The sequence below is a fragment of the Marinobacterium sp. YM272 genome (genome assembly GCF_050908845.1).
Lineage (GTDB): Bacteria > Pseudomonadota > Gammaproteobacteria > Pseudomonadales > Balneatricaceae > Marinobacterium_D.
On record NZ_CP194171.1, the window covers coordinates 2,094,820 to 2,117,991 of the forward strand.

Consider the following 23,172-nt stretch of genomic DNA (forward strand, 5'->3'; position numbering starts at 1 on the left):
ACCTTGTGATGGCGGCACGGGGCCGCCGAAAAAAATCAGAAGCCCGTGATTTTACCTGAATTGGAGAAACCGGTGTACAGTGCACGATACATCGGGCCTGGACACCGGTTCTGCATTACCGGTCTGGCAGAGCACCCGCGCCCTTCGGGCGGGTCGGGTGTCTCTGTCTCCGCTACCGCGGTTAGATCAATTCCGCCTGGGCCAGGGCCTGAGTCAGGGTTTCGACCTGGTTGGCGATATTGGCGTTGGCATCAAGCTGCAGCGCTACGTTACCGGTGTAGGCGACACGGAAGGCGTTGTCCACGTTAGCCGGGGTCAACACGATAAATCCGTTCTGCTCAAGCAGGGTCGCGGTTGCTGCCAGGTCGCTGCCCGCGGGCTGGTTGCCGGCCTCAACGACAAGCGGCATGCGGCCGCGTTCGAACAGGCGTTTCTCCAGGGTGTAGAGCAGGGCCAGGGTGTTTTCACCGGCGTCGATGCTGACAACCGCTGCTTTCTGGCCAAAACGACGTGCGCGATCGTCTGCGGAGACGGCTGACGCGGCGTAGATGGAGTCGTCCTCCAGGGCCAGGGAATCACCGATGATCATGCCGGCGGCGACGGTGGCGTTGCTGAGACGGTCAACGATGATAAAGGAGCCGGTGCCGGCGTGGCTCTGGTAGTCATCCGCGACCAGTTCCCGTTCAACGTTGATCTCGACACGGGCGATCTCGTTAAGACCCAGCGTAGCGGCCGGGGAGTGCTCCAGTGTGTTGACGTCGATACGGTGACGGATGGCGGTGATGCTGCCGGCGGTACGGGAGGTAGCCAGCTTGATATCGTAGCTGCGGCCCGGTACCAGCTCCTGTTCGGTCATCCAGACCAGGTTGGCGTCAAAGCGACGGGTGGCGTCAGGCACGCTGTGGGCGTTGACGATCAGGTCGCCGCGGGACACGTCGATCTCGTCTTCCAGGGTCAGCGTTACGGACATGGGCGGGAACGCCTCGTCCAGTTCGCCATCGAAGGTGACGATCGACTTGACCCGGCTGGTCTTGCCGGACGGCAGTACGGTGATCTCGTCTCCCGGGCGCACGATGCCGGAAGTCAGGGTACCGCAGTAGCCACGGAAGTTCAGGTTGGGACGGTTAACGTACTGAACCGGGAAGCGCAGCGCCTGCTTGTTGAACTCCTTGGCGATCTCAACGTTTTCCAGCTGGGTCATCAGCGGCTCGCCGTCAAACCAGGGCGTGCTCTCGGAGCGGTTGACCACGTTGTCACCCTTGAGCGCCGAGATCGGTGCGAACTGGATGTCCGGCAGGTTCAGCTGCTCGGCAAACGCCAGGTAGTCACGTTTGATCTCTTCGTAACGCTCTTCGCTGAAGTCCACCAGGTCCATCTTGTTGATGGCAACGATGGTGTGCTTGATACCCAGCAGCGAGACGATAAAGCTGTGGCGGCGGGTCTGAACCTGAACGCCGTGACGGGCGTCGATCAGAATGATCGCCAGGTCGCAGGTGGAGGCGCCGGTGGCCATGTTACGGGTGTACTGCTCGTGTCCCGGGGTATCGGCGATGATGAACTTGCGCTTGGCGGTGGAGAAATAGCGGTAGGCCACGTCGATGGTGATGCCCTGCTCACGCTCCGCCTGCAGGCCGTCGACCAGCAGCGCCAGGTCGATCTCTTCGCCGGTGGTGCCGACTTTCTTGCTGTCGGACTGGATCGCGGCCAGCTGATCTTCGTAGATCATCTTGGAGTCGTGCAGCAGGCGGCCGATCAGGGTGGACTTGCCGTCGTCAACGCTGCCGCAGGTAAGGAAGCGCAGCAGCTCCTTGTTCTCGTGCTGGTGCAGGTACGCTTCGATATCGTCGGCGATCAGTTCAGATTGGTGGCTCATAACAATATTTACTCGTTCGAAATCTGTAGCTGGAGATTGGTGTACTTCGATCAACCCGGGTTGGGGATCAGAAGTAGCCCTCGATCTTTTTCTGCTCCATGGAGCCGGCGCTGTCATGGTCGATGGCGCGGCCCTGGCGCTCCGACGTGGTGGTCAGCAGCATCTCCTGAATAATCTCAGGCAGGGTGTCGGCTTCGGACTCGACGGCACCGGTGAGCGGGTAGCAGCCGAGGGTACGGAAACGGATCGATTTCATCTTCGGCACTTCGCCATCGTTCAGCGGCAGGCGGTCATCGTCGACCATGATCTGCATGCCGTCACGCTCTACCACCGGACGTACAGCGGAGTAGTACAGCGGTACGATGGGGATGCTCTCCAGGTAGATGTACTGCCAGATATCCAGCTCGGTCCAGTTGGACAGCGGGAAGACACGGATGCTCTCGCCCTTGTCGACGCGGGTGTTATAGATGTTCCACAGTTCCGGGCGCTGGTTTTTCGGATCCCAGCGGTGATTGCTGTCGCGGAAGGAGAATACACGCTCCTTGGCGCGGGACTTCTCTTCATCACGACGGGCGCCACCGAAGGCTGCGTCGAACTTGTACTTGTTCAGCGCCTGCTTCAGGGACTGGGTCTTCATGATGTCGGTATGTTTGGCGGAGCCGTGGGTGAACGGGCCCACGCCCATGTCGACGCCTTCCTGGTTGACGTGCACGATCAGGTCCATGCCGGCTTCTTCAGCCATCTTGTCACGGAACTGGATCATCTCCTTGAACTTCCAGGTGGTGTCCACGTGCATCAGCGGGAACGGCGGTGTGCCGGGGTAGAACGCTTTGCGCGCCAGGTGCAGCATCACCGAGCTGTCCTTGCCGATGGAGTAGAGCATTACCGGGTTATCAAACTCCGCCGCCACTTCTCGGATGATGTGGATGCTCTCTGCTTCCAGCTGTTTCAGATGGGTCAAACGGTGTTCCGGTAACTGGTTCATCATTCGCTCTTCAAAACTGTTTCGGGTTCGATGAGTAAAACGTTGCTGGTAAGCACCCGGGCGGCGCTGTCAGCGATTGTTGGGCGAGATTATCGCTGAGTCGATATAAAATCAAAAAGAATAAATGGAAATTTTTCCATGCTAATAGGTTATAAGTCGGCGCTCTGGTGGTATCTGCTGCTTTGTAACTAATGGGAATAACAAAATTATCATTAATTATTTTGTGTTATATACTGTTGCCGCTAACATGGCCGTCTGAAATAAATTCCCAGGAGCAGGGCGCCCGTAATGGAGTTCGCGTACATATTTGCAGGGTTGTTTGTGGGCGTTGTCGTCGGCCTTACCGGCATCGGTGGTGGCGCTCTGATGACGCCGATCCTGATCGTCGTCTTCGGCATACCGCCGTTTGTGGCGGTCAGTACCGACCTGCTTTATGCGGCGATCACCAAATGTGGCGGTGTGATCTCCTACGCGCGTAACCAGCTGGTACAGTGGAAGATCGTCGGCTTTCTGCTGGCCGGGTCGATTCCGGGCAGTCTGTTCACCCTGAGCTATCTTGAAGGTCTGGATGGGCTGGAGCAGATCGAGTATCTGATGAACCTGACGCTGGGCGTCTCGCTGGTGCTCACGTCGATCGCCGTGTTTCTGCGCGCCCGAATTCGTAACTTTGCAGCGTCCCTTGAAGATAATGCGTTGACCCTGTCGGTGCGTCGCTGGCGTCCGGCTATTACCGTGGTGACCGGGTTTGTCCTGGGTGCCCTGGTGACGCTGTCATCCGTAGGTGCCGGAGCACTGGGTACCGCGCTGTTGATCGTGCTTTACCCGCGCATGACAATGCCTGCCATCGTGGGCACGGATCTGGTTCATGCGGTGGTGCTGACCTCGGTGGCCGGTGCCGGTCACTACCAGTTGGGTGGTGTCGACCTGGAACTGCTGCTGTACCTGCTGGCCGGCTCTCTGCCCGGTGTGTTTGTTGGCAGTCATTTCGGTGTCCGCCTGTCACCCCGCCTGATGCAGCCCATAATGGGATCGTTGCTGATGGCGATCGGGCTGAGATTCGTGATCTCGGCCTGATAGTCGATTGAACTCTTTTATAAAAGAAAACCTCAAGTGAACCCGGGGTCGCTCCCGGTTGAAGGTAGCCAAAAATGTACATTTATAACGAAGTCGATCAGAAGATAGTCGACGAGAGGGTCGAGCAGTTTCGCGATCAGACCCGGCGTTTCCTCGCTGGCGAACTCTCCGACGACGAATTCCTTGCCGTACGCCTGATGAATGGCCTGTATATCCAGCGTCACGCGCCGATGCTGCGTGTTGCCATCCCTTATGGCCTGATCTCTTCGCCGCAGCTGCGCAAGTTGGGCCATATCGCTCGCAAATACGACAAGGGCTACGGTCACTTCACGACCCGTACCAACATCCAGTTCAACTGGCCGAAGCTGGAAGAGGTGCCCGATATTCTGGCGGAGCTGGCTGAAGTGCAGATGCACGCCATTCAGACCTCCGGTAACTGTATCCGTAATACCACCACGGATCAGTTTGCCGGCGTAACGCCGGATGAGCTGGAAGATCCGCGTCCCTGGTGTGAGATTATCCGCCAGTGGTCCACCCTGCATCCGGAATTTGCCTACCTGCCGCGTAAGTTCAAGATCGCCGTAACCGGCAGCCCGAAAGACCGTGCCGCCTCCCAGGTTCACGATATCGGTCTACACCTGGTGAAGAACGATGCCGGAGAGATCGGCTTCGAAGTGCTGGTCGGTGGTGGCCTGGGTCGTACCCCGGTGATCGGCAAGCAGATCCGTCCGTTTATCGAGAAAAAGGACCTGCTCTCCTACCTGGAAGCGATCCTGCGCGTGTACAACCTGAAAGGGCGCCGCGATAACAAGTACAAGGCACGTATCAAGATCCTCGTCGAAGCCATGGGTATCGATGCGTTCCGCGACGAAGTCGAAGCAGAGTGGGAAAGCATCCGCTGCAGCGAGCTGGAACTGACCGACGCCGAGATCGAGCGCGTCAAAGGCTTCTTCCAGCCGTTTGATTACGATGCCGATGCTGCCAATGACACCAGCCTGCAGCAGAAGCTGGACAGCGACGACGATTTCCGTGTCTGGTACGAGCGTAACACCCACAACCATAAGGTGCCGGGTTATACCGCTGTTGTCGTTTCCCTGAAGCCGCAACTGGAGCCGGCCGGTGATATCACCGACCTGCAGCTCGAAGTGGTAGCTGATCTGGCCGAGCAGTACTCCTTTGGTCAGGCACGCTCTACTCACGAGCAGAACCTGGTGCTGGCGGACGTGAAAAACGCTGATCTTTATGCCGTCTGGCAGAAGCTGGCCGAGCACAACATGGCGCGTCCGAATATCAACACCCTGACCGACATGATCGTCTGCCCGGGCTTTGATTTCTGTGGTCTGGCCAACGCCAAGACCCTGAACATCGCCGAACAGATCAACAGGGCGTTCGACGACCTGGATTACCTCTACGATCTGGGTGAGATCCGCCTGAACATGTCCGGCTGCATCAACGCCTGCGGTCATCACCACATCGGCGCCATCGGTATTCTCGGTGTCGATAAGAAGGGTGAAGACTGGTACCAGATCACCATCGGTGGTTCTGACCGTGAAGACGCTGCGCTTGGCAAGGTGCTTGGCAGGGCGGTGGCCGCTGACGACGTGGCCGACACACTGAAGAAACTTCTCGAAACCTACGTCGAAGTGCGCACCGAAGAAGAGCGTTTCGTCGATACCGTTCGCCGCGTGGGCGTCGCCCCGTTCAAGGAGAAAGTCTATGCCGCTGCTCATTGATCGCAAACCTGTAGCCGAAGACCGCTGGCAGCTGGTTGAAGAGGCTGAAAACCTGCCGGCAGAAGGTGATCTGCTGGTGCCGCTGGCGCTCTACCTCGAACAGAAGGATGCGCTGACCGCTCAGGCCGGCGAGATCGCCGTGCGCGTAAACGGTGATGACGACCTGACGCCGGTGCTGGAGCAGCTGGACAGCTTCCCGATGATCGCCGTGGAGTTCCCGGCGTTCCGCGACGGGCGTGGTTTCTCCCTGGCGCGCATCCTGCGCCGTGCCGGCTTCAAGGGCGAGCTGCGCGCCGTGGGTCAGCCGGCCCGCGACCAGCTTGGCTATATGGAGCGCTGCGGTTTCAACGCGTACCAGTTCAGTGAGGAGGTCTACTCCGACGACTTCCTGAAAGCGTTCGAAGAGATCAGCGTGCGCTACCAGGGTAGTGCTGACGATCCGCGCCCGATCTACCTGCAGGGTTAACGGAAAAGAGTTGAGGGAAAGAGCATGAGTATCGATCTGACGGCGGCCAACGCCGCACTGGAAGGCAAGACTCCGCAGGAGATTGTCGAGTGGGCGCTGGGCCAGTCCGAGAACCCGCTGGTGACCACCAACTTCCGTCCCTACGAAGCGGTTATTCTGCACATGGTGACCCGCATCAAGCCGGACATCAAAGTGCTGTGGGTGGATTCGGGTTACAACACCTCGGCCACCTACCGTTTCGCGGAGAAGGTGATCCAGGATCTGAACCTGAATATCGTCACCTACATTCCGGAAATGACCGCAGCGCGTCGTAACGTGCTGATGAAGGGCATCCCGGACGTGGACGATCCGCAGCATGAAGAGTTTACCCGCCAGGTAAAACTGGAGCCGTTCCAGCGTGCCCTGGCTGAGCTGAAGCCGGACCTCTGGTTCAACGCGATCCGCAAGGATCAGACCGAATTCCGCCAGTCTCTGGATGTGGTGACTGCCAGCAAGGATGGCGTGCTGAAAGTAGCGCCGCTGTTCAACTGGAGCGAAGCGCAGATGGACGCTTACCTGGAAGAGCACGGCCTGCCCAACGAAACCGACTACTTCGATCCGACCAAGGCGCTGGAAACCCGCGAGTGCGGGCTGCACACCCAGCTCTGATCGGGTTTGAAATGTATAGAAAAAGCCGGGCAGCCAAGCTTCCCGGCTTTTTTTGTCCCGTGGGTCACCAAAGCTGACCTGCTGGGTTAGAATCCGGACAGCGTTTACGACGGTTCTCGATCTCAATTCAGGGAGTGATGTGCAGATGAAAAAGCTGATAATCCCGGTGCTGGCGTTTTTCGTCCTCGTGGCGGCGGGCAGCTGGCTATGGCAATCCGAAGACTTGGGCGGCGGTGACGGACTTAACGCCTATGTGCCGGCCGATACGGTGATCTATTTCGGCGGTACGCCTGATGATCAGGTGATGGCGCGGATGATGGATTACCCGATAAGCAACGTCGACCCGGCCCAGCTGGAGCAGGTGTTTGATGAAATCGGTAGCGGGCAGGAGATGTCTGCACCCGGGCAGAAGCTGCTGAGGGCGTTGCTGCTCGACTTTGCCGCCCAGGCAACCAGTTACCGTGAGCTGTTTGATCATTACGGCGTGGATACGGCCGCTGAATCGGCGTTTTATATGCACGGTATCTTCCCGGTGATGAAACTGCACCTGGCCGATGCAACGGCCTTTGACAGTGCCTGGCAGGGGATTTCCGAGGAGTCGGGTATTCAGCCGGTCGAAGAGTTGCGTGATGAGGTCAGTCTTAAGCGCTGGCGTCTGACGCCAGCTGGACGGGCGGATTTTGTCGATCTTGTGGTCGCAAAGCAGGGGATGCTGGCGACCATCACCTTTCTTTCCTCCCTCGACGAAGCCAGTGCGGAGCTTGAGCGCCTGGGTCTGCAGCAGCCGGAGCAGTCACTGGCCGATAGCGGTGAAGCGGCTCAGATCATCAAGGAGCAGGGCTTTACCGGTACCTTCAGCGGTTTTGTTCACCTGACCCGTATTGCCGAGGGCCTGCTCGGCAGCAATGACAGCCGTCTTGCCCGTGATATGGCATCGCTGTCAACACTGTCCGGTAAACCCAACCCGTTGACGGCGGAGCTGCAGCCGGTCTGTCGTGACGAGATCGTCGCTCTGGTCGACTCGGTACCTCGCCTGGTGTTCGGTTACCAGTCGGTCAGTGTAGAGGGGGAGAGTGTCGACCTGCGGGCGCGCTCCCTGCTGGAGATGAAGTCGACCCGCGTGACCGATGCCCTGGTCTCCCTGCGTGGGCACCTGCCGGGGCACGTCGATGGTGAACAGATGCTGGGCATGGCGCTGGGTATCGATATGGATGCGCTGGTGCCGACCCTGACCAAACTCTGGGCGCTTGCCGGCGAGGCCAGTTTCCAGTGCCCGAAACTGCAGCAGATGCAGCGCCAGATGACTGCAGCCAATCCCGCGCTATTGGGCGTGGCTACAGGTATGGCGCAGGGTATCAAGGGCGCGGGGCTGTCGCTGTATGATCTGACCTTCTCCCAGGCCAGTGGTCTGCCGCAGTCGCTGGAATTTCTGTTCAGTATCGGCACGGAAAATCCGGAGCTGCTGATCTCCCTGTTCAATACCACGGCCGTGCCCCAGTCCAGTGGCCGAGTGCCAAAACTGCCGCTGGATGGTGCCATGACCGAGGTGGACCTTGGCTTCCTGTCGCCCGGTCTGACCGCGACGCTGGGTAAGCAGGGCCAGCATCTGGTGATCTATTCCGGCGAGCAGGGAGCCAAAGCGGCAGAAAGTCTTGCTCAGGAAACTCTGGAGCCGAACGGCCTGATGGCGATGACGCTGGACTACCCGCGGATGGCAGACTGGATGGAGACCCTGCCAGACTCCCTGCTGAGTCAGGCGGCCGTTGGCAGCGACGATGTCTGCATGGCCCACGCGCGTATTCGCCAGGCGGTGCGTAACCAGCCGATGCGGATGCGTTATCGCACTGATATGGAAGCGGGCGGTCTTGCCGGACAGACCGATATGCAGATGCTGCCGGCAACGGCGCAGCGCTTCAGTGAAGAGGATCTTGTCGGTCGTTACGAGCTGCGTGATCTGAGCCAGAACTGTGGCCAGCCGCCGATGATCGGTCATGAAGAGATCAGCGCCGACAACACCGGCCGCTATACCGAGTACGACCCCACCGGCCAGTGTGAAACGCTGACCTATGGCTACAGCTGGGAAAAGGTGGGCAGTCAGCTGCGGTTTGATATCGACCAGGGTCAGTTCCGTGACAGCTGTGACCAGGAGTGGGTCGAACTGGAACCGCACTCTGCCCGTTGCGATCTGTTACCGGCCAAGGGTGGTTTTGATTGCATCTACACTGATGAGGATGGTGAGGGGCTTTATCGCTACACGCGACTGCCCTGATCCTGTTACGGCAGGGATGCGCCGGATTAAGAAGCCGGGATAAAGGGATGCCCGCGAGCGGGTCGATATAGACTGGTTCGCAGCTTCCCTGAACAAGCGATACTAGAGTTTCAGGAGTATATCGGGTGGATTACCTGCCGCTGTTTTTTGATCTGAAGAAGCGTCGCGTGCTGCTAGTAGGCGGTGGTGACGTGGCCCTGCGCAAGGCCCGGCTGCTGGTGCGTGCCGGCGCGCTGGTGCGGGTCGTCTCCCGTGAGGTGCATGAAGAGCTGGATGATCTGGTCGAGCTTCATGGTGGCCAGGTCGTTATCGGCGAATACCATCCCGGCCTGCTCGATGATGTGGCGCTGGTGATCGCGGCCACCGATGACGAAGCCCTTAACGAGCGGGTGCACTACGATGCCGTGGAGCGCGCGTTGCCGGTGAATGTGGTGGATAATCCGCCGCTCTGCACCTTCGTTTTCCCGGCTATCGTGGATCGCTCGCCCATCGTCATCGGCATCAGCTCCGGTGGTCAGTCTCCGGTGCTGGCAAGGATGTTGCGCGCCAAGCTCGAGACGCTGATTCCCAAGAGTTATAGCCGTCTCGGGCAGCTGGTGGGCGGTTTTCGTGACCAGGTGAAGGCCCGCTTCAGCAGTGTTAATGATCGCCGCAAATTCTGGGAAAAGATCCTCCAGGGTGAGGTTGCCGAGCGTGTCTTTGCCGGTCGCGAAGACGAAGCGGCTGCCATGCTGGAGAAGGAGCTAAACGCCGATCAGGGTGAGGCTGGCGTTGGCGAGGTTTACCTGGTCGGTGCCGGCCCCGGTGATCCCGAGCTGCTGACGTTCAAGGCGCTGCGCCTGATGCAGCAGGCCGACGTGGTGCTTTACGATCGTCTGGTGTCACCTGAGGTGCTGGACCTGTGCCGCCGTGACGCGGATCTGATCTATGTGGGCAAGGCGCGCGATAACCACAGTGTGCCTCAACAGGGGATCAATGCGCTGCTGGTGGAACATGCGCGCAACGGCCGCCGCGTGGTGCGCCTCAAAGGCGGGGATCCGTTTATTTTCGGTCGTGGCGGCGAAGAGATCGAAGAGCTCAAGGCCCAGGGTATCCCGTTCCAGGTGGTGCCCGGCATTACCGCGGCCAGTGCCTGCTCCACCTATGCCGGCATCCCGCTGACCCATCGCGATTACGCCCAGTCGGTGAAGTTTGTCACCGGACAGTTGAAAAACCGCACGTCGGACCTGAAGTTCGATGAGCTGGTGCATCCGAACCAGACCATCGTGTTCTACATGGGCCTGCATACGCTGGACAAGCTGTGCCAGGGGCTGATGGATCACGGCAAACCCGGTGATACGCCGGTGGCGATTGTCTCTCAGGGTACCTCGCCGGATCAGCGTGTACTGACCGGTCGTCTGGACGATATCGTCGAACGCCAGAGCGAGGCGCAGCTGCCGGCGCCGGCGATCGTGATTCTGGGTGAAGTGGTGGATCTGCAGTCGCGTCTGGCCTGGTTCGGTCAGACGGAAGGGGCTCAGGCGGATGCCTGAGCCCTGGCTTTTTGCCGGTTTGTAGCTGTCAGTGCAGCATGTTGCCGACGATATAGCTTCCGGAGAAACCCACCGAGTAAGCGATCAGCAGGAAAAATGAGTAGCGCGCGAAGCTGCCAAAGGTAACCGCTTCCACCTTGCTCATGGCGACGATACCCGCCGCCGAACCGATCACCAGCAGCGAACCGCCCACACCCACCGAGTAGGTCAGTGTCAGCCATTGCGCCGGTGTCATGGCGATATTGGCTTTGAGCATCGCCGCCGTCAGAGGCACGTTATCGACCAGTGAGGAGAGCAGGCCCATGACGAAGTTCGCGGCGGTAGTGGGCAGTACCTCGTAAATGCCGACCAGGGAGTTGAGTACGCCGATCTCCTTGAGCATGCCAACCAGCAGCAGAATCCCCAGGAAGAACAGCAGGGTGTCGTACTCGATCACGCGGATGTAATCGAGCAGACCCTCACGTTGATCCTTGTATAAAAAGCGACCGATCAGGAACATGATCGACAGCCCGAACAGGAAGGTCAGGACTGGCGGGATACCGGCGATTACGTTGAGGATAATGGTGCCGATGATGGTCATCAGGAAGATCGCGGCGATCACCATGCCGACCCGGTCGTCACGCCGCTCAGTGGGAATGATCTCCACCTCACCCTGGAGTGGCCGGGACAGCAGTGCTGCCAGCAGCATTACGCTGACCAGTGCCGGCAGCGACAGGAACAGCAGATCCTGAATCTCCACCTTGTCGGCCATGAAGATCATCAGCGTGGTGACATCGCCGGTGATCAGCGAGACGCCGCCGGAGTTGACCGCGAACACCACCATCACCGCAAATCTTCGCGTTTTTCGTGCATCCATGCGCAGCGACAGCACCAGCGCGATGGAGACCAGGGTCGCGGTGATATTGTCCGACAGGGATGAGAACACAAACGCAAAGCCGGCCACCATGAACATCAGCTTTTTCTCACCGACCCTGCGTGGCAGCACCTTATAGATCAGCGCCTCGATCAGACCCTGGTGGTTAAGGAAGGCGACGAAGGTCATGGCAGCCATCAGGAACAGCCACAGACTGGCGATTTCCAGCAGGTTTTCGTCCAGTTTCTCCCGGATCATCTCCGGCGACATGCCCGCTTCGGGGAAAAGAAAGATCAGTAACCAGGCAAGAGTGCCGAGGAAGAGGGTGGTTTTGGCCTTGTTGACGTGAATGACGTCCTCAAGAACGATCGACAGGAAAGCGACGCCCGCGATCAGGAGTAGCAGAAAATGCATGCATGATGCCCCAGTCAAAGTGAGTGTGCAGCATATCGGCGGTCGATCATGCGAGGCTGAAGGGGGTAACGTTAATGTCGGGCTTTGGCGGCCCGGTGTTCGTTCCCTGAGCGAAGCAGAGGGTCAGTCAGTTGGACTGCACAGGATTGGTGCTTATTCTACTCCCGGTGCCTGCCTAGCTGAAGTCGCATGGCCTAGTGTTTTCGTACTAGTCCATTAGTTTTTGCGATAGCTATCCCTCGCGCCCTGATTCCTGTCGGGTTGAGCAGGGTTTGTGCTGTCGCCGTGGCTGGTGTTCAGGGCGACTCAAACCGGGGGTCTTCACACCGGAGACGGGTATAAAAAGGATGAAAGAGCTCTCCCGCTGCTGTGCTGTGAACCGGGTGTTTGCAGTAAAGGGTCAGCGTTTCTTCGATAACTTGCCCTTTGTCGGGTGAGATACCCAAGATGAGCCGGTGTGGCGCATCGCCAGGCTGACTGATCAGGCTCAGCTGGTGTCTCAGGTAAAGCCCGAGGCTGTCTAGCAGGCTGATGACGCGCAGCGCTTCCGGCACTGGGAGCAGGATGAAGGCGGTTCCCGCGGCTGCAAGCAGGCGCGCGATAGCCTCAAGCAACGCGGGAAGCTCAAGGCTGACATTATGCCTGGCCTGGGCGCGGCTATGGCAGCTGTTGTGTGTGGCGTCCTGAAAAAACGGCGGGTTGCAGATGATGCCGTCGTAGCGGTGCTGTGGTTGAAAGGCTGTGATGTCGCTCGTGTACAGGCTGAGCCGTTCGGCGTAGGGGCTGGTATCGAAGTTTCTGCGCGCCTGTTCGGCGGCTTCCGGATTGAGCTCTACGGCATCAACCTGTGCCTGTGGCGCCCGTTGCGCCAGAAACAGAGCAAGCACCCCGCTGCCGGTGCCTATGTCGAGAATGCGCCCGCAGGACGCCAGTGGTGCCCAGGCGGCAAGGGCGCAGGCATCGGTGGTTACCTTCATCGCGGCGCCCTGTTGCTCGATACGGAAATTGCGGCACTGGAAAAAGCTGTTACGGCGGCGCTTGCTCATGGGAATCTGAACCCGAAATCTGGCGGCTTGCCGGGGATGCTGGCAAACTCGCGAACATGCAGCAATGGTATGTCTATATTTTGCGGTGTGCCGACGGAAGTTTCTATACCGGGGTGACCACCGATCTGGAGCGGCGTGAGCGCGAGCACAATGAGTGCAACCGCCTGGGTGCCCGCTATACCCGCGCCCGACGTCCGGTGGAACTGGTGTGGCATGAGACCCGGGCAAACCGTGCCGACGCGCTGAAACGCGAATATGCCATCAAGCGGATGAGGCGCAGTGCCAAGCTTCGGTTGTTAGCAGAAGAGGTGGATGTAACTTTGGGGATAAGTACGTAAGGGGATTTTTGTCGCCGATTCAGGACCCAAGCGCAGCTCTGGAGCGACTGTATGACGGGTGTTTGCGTTAACCGCGTCGCGATGAAAATCTTTCAGGAAAATGAACGGCCAAGGACCGGGCGGATGCGGAATCAGTGGCTATACTGCTCTTGTACCAACACACAACAGGTGTGGTGAGTAGCAGGCATCCAATACCTCCATGCTTTTGCATGGTCTTTAGTCGGAATCTTTCCGGCACGATTAGGGGGCATCTCGGCGGGATGCCCCCTTTTTATTTGCCTGCTTCCAGGCTAGCGGTTATTGGTCGCGCTTCTGGAAGCTGCGACGACCGCCTTTCTGATTGCTGCTGGCACCCTTATCCATCCACGGACGAATATCCAGGCGCTGACCGCAGATACGCGCACGACGCAGAGTCTGCATGGTGTCGGTGTTCATGCCGCGCGGCAGGTCCACGGTGCTGAACTCGTCGCTGATGTTGATGCGGCCGATGCTGCGGCTTTCCAGGCCCGCTTCGTTGGCGATAGCGCCGACGATGTTGCCAGGCTTAACGCCGTGCTGGTAACCGACGCCGATCCAGAAACGCTCCATGCCGTCTGCCGGCGGCGCAGTGCGAGCCGGCTTGCGGCGCTGCTGGCCCGGAGCATCGTCACGGCGCTCGCGGCGCGGACGAACGGCATTCGGGTCCGGCTCGTTTTCGTTGAGCAGGAACGGCTGGTCTGCGTACAGCAGCGACAGTGCCGCAGCGCAGGCTTTGGCCGGCTCCAGGGCGTCCTCGCCTTCGGTCAGGGAGGTGATCAGCTCCGCGAACTGGGCGCTGCTGTCGTTCTCTGCCGCTGCACTGATCCGCTGCTTCAAACGCTCCATGCGCAGGGCGTTGATCTCCTTGGCCGTCGGCAGCTTGAGCTGTTCCAGCGGCTGGCGGGTAGTGCGCTCGATCTGGCCCAGCAGGCGCTGCTCGCGCGGTGCCACGAACAGGATCGCGTCACCCTGACGACCGGCACGACCGGTACGGCCGATGCGGTGGATGTAGGATTCGGCATCGTACGGAATGTCGTAGTTGATAACGTGGCTGATGCGCTCCACGTCCAGACCACGGGCGACCACGTCGGTGGCGATCACCACGTCCAGTTCACCACGCTTGAGTTTCTCTACAATGCGCTCACGCTGCTGCTGGGCGATATCGCCGTGCAGGGCTGCGGCGGGGAATCCGGCAGCAGACAGCTGTTCGGCCAGCTCTTCGGTAGCGGTTTTGGTGCGTACGAAGATCAGGGCTGCATCATGCTCATGCTGTTCCAGCAGGCGAGTCAGGGCAGACATCTTGCTCATGCCGCGCACGGTCCATACGCGCTGGCGAATAGTGCTGGCGGTGGCTGTCTGCGCGGCGATCTTGATCAGTGCCGGCTCCTGCAGGTAGTTGTCTGCAATGCGGCGGATCACTGAGGGCATGGTGGCAGAGAACAGTGCAATCTGGCGCTGCGGCGGGGTGTGCTGAAGAATCCACTCCACGTCGTCGATAAAGCCCATGCGCAGCATTTCGTCAGCTTCGTCCAGTACCAGCGTCTGCAGGCGGTCCAGTTCCAGGGTGCCGCGACGCACGTGGTCCATAACGCGTCCGGGTGTACCGATAACAACCTGAACGCCGCGACGCAGAGCGCGCAGCTGGCTGTCATAGCCCTGGCCACCGTAGATGGACAGGGTGCGCAGGCCGGTCAGGTGGCGAGCGTATTTCTCGCAGGCTTCAGCAACCTGAAGTGCAAGCTCGCGGGTCGGCGCGAGGATCAGCAGCTGCGGGTGCTGCTTGGATGTGTCGATGCGCTGCAGCAGCGGCAGAGCGAAAGCGGCAGTTTTACCTGTACCTGTCTGGGCCTGGCCCAGGATGTCGCGACCTTCAAGCAGCGGCGGAATAGAGCCGGCCTGAATGGGAGAGGGAGTCTCGTAGCCAACGTCGGCCAGAGCTTGAAGAATAGGAGTGGAAAGTCCCAGATCACCAAAAGAGGTGGGAGCATCAGTATTTGACATGCTGTGATTGTATACCCGAAGTCGAGATGAGGCGTTGCTGCAGGAACAGTCAGGCAGCGTTGCCAGGAGGAAAGGCGCATATACTACGCATGATTGGCACTAAAGTCCAATGCTTGTGGTTATATTTTGAACAGTGCGGGCGTTGGCGGCAGTGTGCTTCAGGGTACCTGCATGCCGCGCTGAACGAAGGAAAGCCTCGCCATCCGTGCCATCCAGGCCGCCACACTGGGATAGTCAGCGGTGTCGATAGCCTGCCATTCGTGACGGCATGCCCAGGGGTAGATGGCAAAGTCGGCGATGCTGAGTTCATCGACCACAAACTCGCGGCCGTCCAGTTGCTTATCCAGTACTGACCAGAGTCGTCGGGCTTCCTTTTTGTATCGCTCCTCGGCGTACGGTACCGGCTCAGGGACAAAACGATTGAAGTGGTGGGCCTGGCCAAGGAAAGGACCAAAGCCGCCTTTCTGCCACATCAGCCACTCCAGCGCCTGGTAGCGCTTACGCGGGGTGTCGGGCAGGAATAAGCCGGTTTTCTCCGCCAGGTAGAGCAGAATAGCGCCGCTTTCAAAAATGCTGATAGGCTCACCATCGGGGCCCTCTTCATCGACGATGGCGGGGATTTTGTTGTTGGGGCTTATGCGCAGGAACTCCTCCGCGTGCTGGTCACCGGCCTTGATGTCGACCGGGTGCACGTTGTAGTGCAGGTGGCAGGCCTCCAGCATGATGGACACTTTTCTTCCGTTCGGGGTAGACCAGGTGTAAAGGTCAATCACGATAAGCTCCAGAGTACACAGGGCAGGCGGCTGTCACTCTTGCTGCGCTGCAAAAAAGTTGTAGATGCGGATCAGCTCATCTTCGCTGAAACGGATAATCAGAAGCTGCTGTCCCGGTTGAATCAGGTTGGGGTCCTGTCCCAGTAATCCCTGATTGTAGTTGTAGATCAGCGTGTCCTTCACTTTCTGGTCAAGGACGTTACCCAGAAACGAGCTGGATTGGTCAGCGAGTCGTTCATCGGCATCTTCAGGAATGGTGGCGCTCAGTGTACGGCTGTCTGCCCCCAGCTTGATACCGCGCGCAAAGGTGGCGGTCAGGCCGCGTTGCATGATGCCCCAGAGTCCCTGGCGATCAAAGCTGTCGACCGAATGGATGTAAAACACGTCACTGGGGTTGCTGTCCGGATCGTTGAGGATCTCTTCCAGACGCATACGGTTAAGCTGGGACAGAGCGGTGCTGGATACGTCGGCGGTGGTGCCGACCAGGCCAAGATCGACGCCGTAGGTGTTGGCGCCACTGGTGGGTGTATCGGCCTGGATTGTGGCCTGTTCCGCGGAGTTTGGTAACTGCAGCAGCTGGTCGCTGCTGACAAAGTTGTTGGCTTCCCGCACATCGATGGCGGCCTGCGCGCTGCTGGCGGTGAGTGCTGCGATATGGGAACGGGCTGCCGAAGCGGTCTCGGCGTCAACGGTTTCAACCGGGGCCGGGGTTTTGCTCCGGTTGCTGTCCGACCAGAAAAGATAAGCGCCCAGGGCGACCAGGGCGAGGATGACAACAGCGGCTAATTTCTGCATAAGGCTCCAGCAGGTCCTTTTTCAGCGGTCTGACGTATAGAGTCCTGCCAGACGTTGTTTTTTACGATCACCTTAATGGAGTTCACTGGCGCTGGAAAGTTGCGTGCCTCAGCATACTGGTTCAGAGTGCGCGAAAGGCGTTATCTTGGTCGTCAGAATTGTAGTGTACGGAGGACCCTCTGCCATGAGAGAAGATGAAGAGTTCTTCGAGTTGATGGAAGCCGACGGGGTTCGGCCGATCAAATCCAAACAGCGGGTGCAGCGCCATGGCAGCGCCCGTCCGCGGCTTGATCCGAATCGCCGTGCCCGCCGTCTGGCTGCCATGGGGGGAAGCGACGAGCGCCTGCCGCTGTCACCGGAGCAGCTGCTCGATCCGTTGGATCCGATAGAGTGGAAACGCGACGGGGTTCAGGAGGGGGTGTACCGCAATCTTCGTCTCGGGCGTTATACCGTTGATGCCCGGCTGGACCTGATGCATAAATCCCTGTCCGAGTGCGCCGACGAGCTGGTTGATTTCGTGCAGCAGTGTGTCGGCCTGGGGATTCGCACAGTGCTGATCAGTTTTGGTCGCAGCCGCCAGCCGGAATCACATGCCAACCGGGTCAAAAGCTGTCTGCATCTGTGGCTGCCCGCGCTCGATGAAGTGATGGCGTTTCACTCTGCTCAGCAACAGCATGGCGGAACCGGCGCGGTTTATGTGATGTTGCGCAAGAATGACCAGCAGCGCCAGCAGAACCTGGAAAGGCATCAGAGTCATCGTGGTTGAAGTGTCGCAAGACGTTGTCGCAAATTGCAGTACAGGGTAAAAAACGCTTTACTGTCAGTAACTAAGCGAAGGGATAGGCGTCAATCATGGATTCCCGAACCCCGTCAGGGAACTCGCGGTCGGTTAATCTGCTGTTTTTGGCCGTTGGGCTGTTGGTCCTGGCCCAGATAGTGTTGATCTATTATCAACTGGCATCGCTGCCGTCCATGTTGCCAGGTCTATTGGCCCTGGTGGGGTTGGTCAGCCTGCTGTTGCGGGTAAGGTCCCGGTCGGCATCGCAGGACGAGCGCATCGAAAAGCTGCAGCATTCCCTGATCACCCAGCGTATGACCGATCAGGATACGGGGGCCGCACTGCCGGGGTGGTTCGGGCAGGCGCTCGACACCGAGTGTCGCCGGGCGATCCGCGAGTTTACGCCGCTGACGCTTATGCAATTCACGCTCAGGTGCACCGATCCGGCGACGCTGGCGGCGTGCCGTGTGAGGCTGGCGAAGATGTTGACCGATCAGGTATCCCGACCCGGAGATCTTGTCGGTCTCAGCGATAGTGGCGATATCGAACTGCTGCTGCCGAATACCAACGAACAGGCTGAGCGTCTGGCAGAGCGCTGCATCGCCCAGGCCGAAAGACTTCTCTCGGCCGAAAGGGTCGAGATCCGCCTGGCCGCCTGCACCCTTCAGCCCAAGGCGGATCTGTCGCCCGACAAAGTCAAAGAACACCTGATTCATCAAATTGACAGGGTCAATATCCAGCCTCCCAGCAGCTACAGCTATCGTGCCGAGCCGGCCGACGTTGAAGCCTTGAACTCCACCTTCAATCTATGAGTGTTACCGCGTTTGAGTCTTTGGCGAACCAGCTTGAGGCACGCCGCCAGCGCGGCCTTATCTGGCTCGCCGGTGATTGCGCCTTCTGTGACGGGCAGCTAGCACTGCTTCTGCCAAGGCTCGCTAACCGGGAGCTTGGCGTGCCCCTGGATGGTCCGGGCCTGATCTTCTCCGATCGTGACCTGGGAGAGTGCGTTGAACCCCTGCCGATGAAAGGGTGTGGCGAGATTATGGGCCAGACCCGTCCCTGGGTGGTGTTTGATGCGTTCAGCGGTTTCAATCCGAATGCTTTTGCCCAGGTAGCCGGTACTATCGCCGCCGGTGGTTGGCTGGTGCTGGTGTCGCCGGATGGGGACCAGTGGCCGGCGTTTACGGATTCCGAGTACCGGCGTCTGTTGGTGGAACCCTGGCGCCCGGAAGAGCTGGAGCCGCGCTACCTGACAAGGCTCTGCCGTTTGCTGGAGCAGGACCCTTGCGTTTACAAGCTGAGTGCGTCAGGTGAGCGCCTGCCTGTCTGGCCTGCCGAACAGCCGGTAGAAACGTCAGACCCGCCCTATTTGAGCCAGGATCAGCGGGATGCGGTGGTAACGCTGCTGCAGAGGTTGGCGCGGCAGCGACAGTGCGCCTTTGTGCTGAGTGCGGATCGAGGGCGGGGCAAGTCCGCCGCGCTGGGTCTGACGCTGGCTGGCTTATCTCATGAAAAGTCCGATGACAAGTCCCGTGAAAAGAGCCATGGCAAGCCGCTCAGGGTGATACTGACCGCTCCCTCAAGGAACGCGCTGGGTTCTCTGCTGCTGCTGGTGGAGTCGCAACTGGGTGCCATTGAATGGCAGGGCGACAGGGGCAGGGTCGGGGCGTTGAGTCTTGAATATGCGACGCCGGCACAGGTCGCCGAGCGACTCCCTGAGGCCGACCTGCTGGTGATCGACGAGGCCGCCGCAATCGCGACGCCGCTGCTTTCGGCCCTTAGCCATCATTACCGCCGTTTACTCTTTGCCACGACCCAGCATGGTTACGAGGGCAACGGGCGGGGCTTTACGCTCAGGTTCTTTTCGGAGCTGCGCCAGCTTGTCCCTTCTGTGCGGGAGATAGGTCTCGATACCCCGGTGCGCTGGGCGCCGGGTGATCCGCTGGAAGCGACAGTCGCAAAACTGTTGCTGCTGGATGTGGATGCTGAGGCGCCAAACAAACAGACAGAACCGTCGATGCGCCGTATTGAACGGCTCGACCGGGATGCCCTGGTTACCGATGAGCGCCTGTTGCGACAGATATTCGGGCTTCTGGTGCTGGCGCATTACCGGACCACGCCGGGCGATGCGCGGGTATTGCTGGATAGCCCTAACCTGGATGTTTTCGTACTGTGGGGCGGGCAAAGACTGCTGGGGTGCGCCCTGGTGGCCCGGGAGGGAGAGCTGTCTGAGACACTGGCGCAGGGTGTCTGGGAGGGCGTTCGCCGACCGACGGGACACCTGCTGCCCCAGGCACTGATCGCCCACGAGGGCACCCTGGAAGTGGCGCCCTGGAGTGCCTGGCGGATTATGCGCATCGCCGTGCATCCCGCACTGCAGAGCGAGGGGCTGGGCTCGCAACTGTTGCAGGCGATAGTGGCGCAGGCCGAGCGTGAAGGGGTGGATTACCTCGGTGCAAGCTTTGCGGCCACGCCGCTACTGCTCGGCTACTGGCGCAGCAACGGCTTTCTGCCGGTCCGGGTCGGTGATCAGCTGGATCCGGTGTCGGGCTCTCATGCGGTACTGGTGCTGAGGGCGCTGTCGGCGCAGAGTCGGAAGTGGTTGCCAGGAATGAGGCAGCACTTTGTTGATGGCTTGAGGTATCGCCTTGCCGGTAGCCTGGCTCATCTGCCTGCCAACCTGTTCCCCGGCCTGTTTGCGGTTGCGCCTAAGCCTGTTCTGGATCCGTGGTCAGAACGCCTGCTTGCCGGGTTTGCCTATCACCAGCGCTCTCTGGAAAGCACGCTGACCGCGCTCGATAAGCTGTTGCTGCTGACAGTGGAACACTGGGATGGACTGGACCTGGCGCCTGAGGAGCAACAGTTGCTGGTGGAGCGGGTCTGGCGCCAGAAAGGGCCTGCAGAGCTGGCCTGGGCCGGCGGGCGCAGGGCGCAGCTGGAGGCTATGCGCGCGCTTGCTGCCCGGTTATTGGCCGCGATTAGGTAAAGCCGGTTTATTCCAGGATCTCTACCTCACGGCCCACTTCGATCAGGCCAGGCTTGGTTACCATCAGGTTGTGACCGAAGCAGACCCGGCCATCATCGCTGCGGTGGATGCGGGCGAGGGTCCGCAGAGGCTCCGAGTGCGGCGATTTTTCACCACTTAGCGGGTCGCGGGTTATCAGGATGCAGCGCTCGCACGGCTTGACCAGCGCCAGCTCCACATCCCCGATCCTGATCTTTTTCCAGCTATCTTCTGCCCAGGCCGGTGCGCCGCTGATCACCAGATTGGGGCGGAAACGGCGCATCTCGGTATCTGCGGGGCCTGCGTCCCGCAGCGCCTGCAGCGAGCTTTCGCTGGTCAATAGAATAGGGTAGCCATCGGCGAACAGTACCGGACGCTCGGCGGCCCGCCCGGCGACGCGGAAGCTTTCGGCATCGTTATAAACCAGGTGTACCGGTTTGCCGAGGTAGTCGCTTAACCAGGCGTCGACCGCTTCGGGGCAGCGGCGACCGGCCAGGATGTCGTTCCAGACCTCTACCTGGCGGCGCTCTTCGCTGATCTGGTCGTAGTGCAGGTACAGCGGTAGCTTGCCGGGTGCGCTCAGTATCAGGCCATCGTGTACCAGCGTAGATACCAGCTCCAGCAGCTTGGGATCTTTGCGTGCCGTGATAAACATCCCTTCCGGGTCGCAGACCATGAAACGGCGGTCCATGGCCAGACCGCGGGTTTCGGCCCAGGCGGAGGGCAGGGCGATCTGGGCACCGGATTTGACCGGATAGATGTAGAGTCCACTGACTACAGGGTTTGGCATGACTGTCCCTTTATCGGCTGGCGTTTCAGGCGCAGGACTTGCGGCACAGGGCCATCAGCCCTTGCTGCATCTTGCCCTGTTCCTCACGTAACGGGAAGGTTGTGCAGCTGATCACGGTCAGCCCCGCTTCGCTGGCGCGCTGCTTGATATGGGCCTCGCTGTGGCGGTAGCGCCCGCTCTTGCCAAGTTCCAGCGCTTCGTTATCGGCGGCTTCCACCGTGAACGCAAACAGACCGTCCTCAAGCAGGGCGCCATGACTGGCGTGCATGACCGGCCCCAGGTCGCCGATATAGATCAGTACGTCGGTGGCACAGATCAGTTCAAACGGCTGTTGATCCTGGAGCCAGTGCAGCAGGTTGGCCTGCTCCAGCTGAGTGTAGACCGCTTTGCTGCGGGCCTGGGCCAGCATTCCTTCCGAGAGATCACAGCCAGCCAGGTAATCGATCTGAAACCCTGCTGTCAGGCTCTGGCCGAGCAGACCGCTGCCGCAGCCCAGGTCGGCAACCCGTCCCAGCTGGTCGGGCAGGTGCTTGGCCAGGGCCGAGGTCAGCTGCTCGGGGGCGCGATAATGCAGGCGCCCCACCAGCTGCTGCTCGAACTTTTCCGCATGGGTGTTGTAAAGTTCACGCACGTACTGATCCGGGGCTTGTTCGGCGAGCCTTCCTTCGGCGGCATCGACCATGTGCCGTGCGGCCGCGTTAGCCGGGTTTAGTTCGAGCAGACGCCGGTAAAGCGGCAGTGCGCGCTCCAGTGCACCCTCTTCGGCCAGGTAATCGGCCAGGTGTTCCAGTTGCGGCTCGCTGAGCGATTCCAGCTGAGCCGGAAGCGCTTCGGGGTTCAGCAGCAGATATTCCCCCAAAATCTCGGTGTCGCTGATACCGTTCGCCATACAGGCCTCAAGCCGGGCCAGTGCGCGGTGTGTGCGGCCGGTGTGGCGTTCTGCGCGAGCCAGCAGCGGTTGTATCTCTTCGACCTCTGCCAGCCCGGGTGTCTGTTCCAGCGTATCGATAACCGCTGGCCAGTGCTCCAGCTGCTCCAGCAGATAGAGACGATTGATCTGAAATGCTGCTTCGGCCGGCGAAAGTGCCAGCGCCTGCTCAATTGCCTCGAGGGCGGCATCAAACCGGTCACGTTGCTGCAGCGCCAATGACAGGTTGCTCAACGCCTGGGCACGAAAGCGGTCGGCAACGGGCAGGGCGGCGGCTTTCTGCAGCTCTTTGCAGGCTGACAGCGGATTGCCGGCGCGCATCATGATCACGCCAAGGAGGTGCCTCGCGTTGAAGTCGCCGGGTTTTTGCGCCAGCAGTTTGCGGCAGATTGCCTGGGCGCTGGTGAAAGACTCCTGCTGCATCAGCATCAGGGCCTGTTGTAGAGGGTTGGGTGCTGTCATGTTTTTAATAGAGATGTTGATTCGAGCCTGATGGCGGCGATACTACCCTGCCAAAGGCGGGATTTTCCAGTCCGGCAGTTGTGATCGATAGTGGTGATCGATAAGGAGAGGATATGGAACTGGATAACCAGGTGTTGGTCGATCTGGTAGAGATGCGGATGCCGTTTGGCAAATACAAGGGGCGCGTACTGCTGGATCTTCCCGAGCCCTACCTGGTCTGGTTTGCCGGCAAGGGGTTTCCGGCCGGTAAACTCGGTGAGCGTCTGGCGCTGCTTTATGAAATCAAGCTGAACGGTCTGGAGGCGGTACTTGAGCCTTTGCGACGCAGCTGAGATCTGTTCGGTAGCGGTTAAGGCAATCTGAAGTAGGCTTGAGCTACCCCAATGGCAACA

The 23,172-nt window shown here is 59.7% G+C and carries 20 protein-coding genes; 11 read left to right on the forward strand and 9 right to left on the reverse strand.

The window, feature by feature from the left end; translation table 11 throughout:
- Positions 1–181 precede the first annotated feature (181 nt).
- Together cysN and cysD are read right to left on the reverse strand one after the other, a co-directional pair.
- Positions 182–1,873 carry a sulfate adenylyltransferase subunit CysN gene (gene cysN / locus ACQUQP_RS09380; RefSeq protein ID WP_432698532.1) on the reverse strand — a complete coding sequence of 564 codons (1,692 nt, stop codon included), beginning with the start codon at positions 1,871–1,873 and terminating at the stop codon, positions 182–184.
- Between the two features lie 67 nt (positions 1,874–1,940).
- On the reverse strand, positions 1,941–2,858 hold the full coding sequence (gene cysD / locus ACQUQP_RS09385; RefSeq protein WP_432698533.1) for a sulfate adenylyltransferase subunit CysD: 918 nt from the start codon (positions 2,856–2,858) through the stop codon (positions 1,941–1,943).
- A gap of 288 nt (positions 2,859–3,146) precedes the next feature.
- Here cysD and ACQUQP_RS09390 point away from each other — a divergent pair, with 288 nt between their 5' ends.
- From ACQUQP_RS09390 to cysG, 6 genes are all read left to right on the forward strand, one after another.
- Positions 3,147–3,932, forward strand: coding sequence for a sulfite exporter TauE/SafE family protein (locus ACQUQP_RS09390; RefSeq protein WP_432698534.1), 786 nt, complete (start codon positions 3,147–3,149; stop codon positions 3,930–3,932).
- Between the two features lie 74 nt (positions 3,933–4,006).
- The gene (locus ACQUQP_RS09395; protein ID WP_432698535.1) at positions 4,007–5,665 is read left to right on the forward strand and encodes a nitrite/sulfite reductase; all 1,659 of its coding nucleotides are present in this window, start codon (positions 4,007–4,009) and stop codon (positions 5,663–5,665) included.
- Positions 5,649–6,131 carry a DUF934 domain-containing protein gene (locus tag ACQUQP_RS09400; RefSeq protein ID WP_432698536.1) on the forward strand — a complete coding sequence of 161 codons (483 nt, stop codon included), beginning with the start codon at positions 5,649–5,651 and terminating at the stop codon, positions 6,129–6,131. Before ACQUQP_RS09395 ends, ACQUQP_RS09400 begins: the two co-directional genes overlap by 17 nt.
- Positions 6,132–6,155: 24 nt before the next feature.
- The gene (locus ACQUQP_RS09405) at positions 6,156–6,779 is read left to right on the forward strand and encodes a phosphoadenosine phosphosulfate reductase family protein (RefSeq protein ID WP_432698537.1); all 624 of its coding nucleotides are present in this window, start codon (positions 6,156–6,158) and stop codon (positions 6,777–6,779) included.
- 145 nt (positions 6,780–6,924) lie between these two features.
- The gene (locus tag ACQUQP_RS09410; protein WP_432698538.1) at positions 6,925–9,048 is read left to right on the forward strand and encodes a hypothetical protein; all 2,124 of its coding nucleotides are present in this window, start codon (positions 6,925–6,927) and stop codon (positions 9,046–9,048) included.
- A 125-nt stretch (positions 9,049–9,173) separates the two neighbouring features.
- Positions 9,174–10,580 (forward strand): siroheme synthase CysG, encoded by a 1,407-nt coding sequence (gene cysG / locus ACQUQP_RS09415; protein ID WP_432698539.1) that lies wholly within the window; start codon positions 9,174–9,176, stop codon positions 10,578–10,580.
- Positions 10,581–10,608: 28 nt separating this feature from the next.
- Here the strand turns inward: cysG and nhaD are convergent, their stop codons facing one another.
- The gene (nhaD, locus tag ACQUQP_RS09420; protein ID WP_432698540.1) at positions 10,609–11,847 is read right to left on the reverse strand and encodes a sodium:proton antiporter NhaD; all 1,239 of its coding nucleotides are present in this window, start codon (positions 11,845–11,847) and stop codon (positions 10,609–10,611) included.
- 296 nt (positions 11,848–12,143) lie between these two features.
- Positions 12,144–12,893 carry a tRNA1(Val) (adenine(37)-N6)-methyltransferase gene (locus ACQUQP_RS09425; RefSeq protein ID WP_432698541.1) on the reverse strand — a complete coding sequence of 250 codons (750 nt, stop codon included), beginning with the start codon at positions 12,891–12,893 and terminating at the stop codon, positions 12,144–12,146.
- Positions 12,894–12,949: 56 nt separating this feature from the next.
- Here ACQUQP_RS09425 and ACQUQP_RS09430 point away from each other — a divergent pair, with 56 nt between their 5' ends.
- Complete coding sequence (locus ACQUQP_RS09430) at positions 12,950–13,231, forward strand: GIY-YIG nuclease family protein (RefSeq protein WP_432698542.1); 282 nt, start codon at positions 12,950–12,952, stop codon at positions 13,229–13,231.
- 297 nt (positions 13,232–13,528) lie between these two features.
- Here the strand turns inward: ACQUQP_RS09430 and ACQUQP_RS09435 are convergent, their stop codons facing one another.
- The 3 genes from ACQUQP_RS09435 to ACQUQP_RS09445 all read right to left on the reverse strand — a co-directional run bounded on the left by ACQUQP_RS09435 (position 13,529) and on the right by ACQUQP_RS09445 (position 16,818).
- On the reverse strand, positions 13,529–15,250 hold the full coding sequence (locus ACQUQP_RS09435; protein ID WP_432698543.1) for a DEAD/DEAH box helicase: 1,722 nt from the start codon (positions 15,248–15,250) through the stop codon (positions 13,529–13,531).
- A gap of 158 nt (positions 15,251–15,408) precedes the next feature.
- Positions 15,409–16,023, reverse strand: a complete 615-nt coding sequence (locus tag ACQUQP_RS09440) for a glutathione S-transferase N-terminal domain-containing protein (protein WP_432698544.1) — start codon at positions 16,021–16,023, stop codon at positions 15,409–15,411.
- 33 nt (positions 16,024–16,056) lie between these two features.
- Complete coding sequence (locus ACQUQP_RS09445) at positions 16,057–16,818, reverse strand: hypothetical protein (protein ID WP_432698545.1); 762 nt, start codon at positions 16,816–16,818, stop codon at positions 16,057–16,059.
- A gap of 184 nt (positions 16,819–17,002) precedes the next feature.
- Here ACQUQP_RS09445 and smrA point away from each other — a divergent pair, with 184 nt between their 5' ends.
- The 3 genes from smrA to ACQUQP_RS09460 all read left to right on the forward strand — a co-directional run bounded on the left by smrA (position 17,003) and on the right by ACQUQP_RS09460 (position 20,582).
- Positions 17,003–17,584, forward strand: a complete 582-nt coding sequence (gene smrA, locus ACQUQP_RS09450; RefSeq protein ID WP_432698546.1) for a DNA endonuclease SmrA — start codon at positions 17,003–17,005, stop codon at positions 17,582–17,584.
- 86 nt (positions 17,585–17,670) lie between these two features.
- The gene (locus tag ACQUQP_RS09455; protein WP_432698547.1) at positions 17,671–18,408 is read left to right on the forward strand and encodes a hypothetical protein; all 738 of its coding nucleotides are present in this window, start codon (positions 17,671–17,673) and stop codon (positions 18,406–18,408) included.
- Positions 18,405–20,582 carry a tRNA(Met) cytidine acetyltransferase TmcA gene (locus ACQUQP_RS09460; protein ID WP_432698548.1) on the forward strand — a complete coding sequence of 726 codons (2,178 nt, stop codon included), beginning with the start codon at positions 18,405–18,407 and terminating at the stop codon, positions 20,580–20,582. The genes ACQUQP_RS09455 and ACQUQP_RS09460 overlap by 4 nt, the downstream gene beginning before the upstream one ends.
- A gap of 7 nt (positions 20,583–20,589) precedes the next feature.
- On the opposite strand, the gene ACQUQP_RS09465 is transcribed toward ACQUQP_RS09460, so the two are convergent.
- Together ACQUQP_RS09465 and ACQUQP_RS09470 are read right to left on the reverse strand one after the other, a co-directional pair.
- A complete protein-coding gene (locus tag ACQUQP_RS09465; RefSeq protein ID WP_432698549.1) occupies positions 20,590–21,390 on the reverse strand; it encodes an MOSC domain-containing protein in 801 nt (266 codons plus the stop codon).
- A gap of 25 nt (positions 21,391–21,415) precedes the next feature.
- Positions 21,416–22,747: a methyltransferase domain-containing protein gene (locus tag ACQUQP_RS09470; protein WP_432698550.1), complete on the reverse strand. Its 1,332-nt coding sequence runs from the start codon at positions 22,745–22,747 to the stop codon at positions 21,416–21,418.
- Between the two features lie 146 nt (positions 22,748–22,893).
- On the opposite strand from ACQUQP_RS09470, the gene ACQUQP_RS09475 reads away from it, so the two are divergent.
- Positions 22,894–23,112: a DUF3820 family protein gene (locus tag ACQUQP_RS09475; RefSeq protein ID WP_432698551.1), complete on the forward strand. Its 219-nt coding sequence runs from the start codon at positions 22,894–22,896 to the stop codon at positions 23,110–23,112.
- Positions 23,113–23,172 lie beyond the last annotated feature (60 nt).

Excerpts from the sequence above, each read along its gene's own strand:
- ACQUQP_RS09390 (WP_432698534.1), top strand. The coding sequence starts at position 3,147 with ATGGAGTTCGCGTACATATTTGCAGGGTTGTTTGTGGGCGTTGTCGTC.
- cysD (WP_432698533.1), bottom strand. The coding sequence starts at position 2,858 with ATGAACCAGTTACCGGAACACCGTTTGACCCATCTGAAACAGCTGGAA.
- nhaD (WP_432698540.1), bottom strand. The coding sequence starts at position 11,847 with ATGCATTTTCTGCTACTCCTGATCGCGGGCGTCGCTTTCCTGTCGATC.
- ACQUQP_RS09435 (WP_432698543.1), bottom strand. The coding sequence starts at position 15,250 with ATGTCAAATACTGATGCTCCCACCTCTTTTGGTGATCTGGGACTTTCC.
- ACQUQP_RS09405 (WP_432698537.1), top strand. The coding sequence starts at position 6,156 with ATGAGTATCGATCTGACGGCGGCCAACGCCGCACTGGAAGGCAAGACT.
- smrA (WP_432698546.1), top strand. The coding sequence starts at position 17,003 with ATGAGAGAAGATGAAGAGTTCTTCGAGTTGATGGAAGCCGACGGGGTT.
- ACQUQP_RS09455 (WP_432698547.1), top strand. The coding sequence starts at position 17,671 with ATGGATTCCCGAACCCCGTCAGGGAACTCGCGGTCGGTTAATCTGCTG.
- ACQUQP_RS09425 (WP_432698541.1), bottom strand. The coding sequence starts at position 12,893 with ATGAGCAAGCGCCGCCGTAACAGCTTTTTCCAGTGCCGCAATTTCCGT.
- ACQUQP_RS09460 (WP_432698548.1), top strand. The coding sequence starts at position 18,405 with ATGAGTGTTACCGCGTTTGAGTCTTTGGCGAACCAGCTTGAGGCACGC.
- cysN (WP_432698532.1), bottom strand. The coding sequence starts at position 1,873 with ATGAGCCACCAATCTGAACTGATCGCCGACGATATCGAAGCGTACCTG.
- ACQUQP_RS09445 (WP_432698545.1), bottom strand. The coding sequence starts at position 16,818 with ATGCAGAAATTAGCCGCTGTTGTCATCCTCGCCCTGGTCGCCCTGGGC.
- ACQUQP_RS09430 (WP_432698542.1), top strand. The coding sequence starts at position 12,950 with ATGCAGCAATGGTATGTCTATATTTTGCGGTGTGCCGACGGAAGTTTC.
- ACQUQP_RS09410 (WP_432698538.1), top strand. The coding sequence starts at position 6,925 with ATGAAAAAGCTGATAATCCCGGTGCTGGCGTTTTTCGTCCTCGTGGCG.
- ACQUQP_RS09465 (WP_432698549.1), bottom strand. The coding sequence starts at position 21,390 with ATGCCAAACCCTGTAGTCAGTGGACTCTACATCTATCCGGTCAAATCC.
- ACQUQP_RS09470 (WP_432698550.1), bottom strand. The coding sequence starts at position 22,747 with ATGCTGATGCAGCAGGAGTCTTTCACCAGCGCCCAGGCAATCTGCCGC.
- ACQUQP_RS09395 (WP_432698535.1), top strand. The coding sequence starts at position 4,007 with ATGTACATTTATAACGAAGTCGATCAGAAGATAGTCGACGAGAGGGTC.
- ACQUQP_RS09400 (WP_432698536.1), top strand. The coding sequence starts at position 5,649 with ATGCCGCTGCTCATTGATCGCAAACCTGTAGCCGAAGACCGCTGGCAG.
- ACQUQP_RS09475 (WP_432698551.1), top strand. The coding sequence starts at position 22,894 with ATGGAACTGGATAACCAGGTGTTGGTCGATCTGGTAGAGATGCGGATG.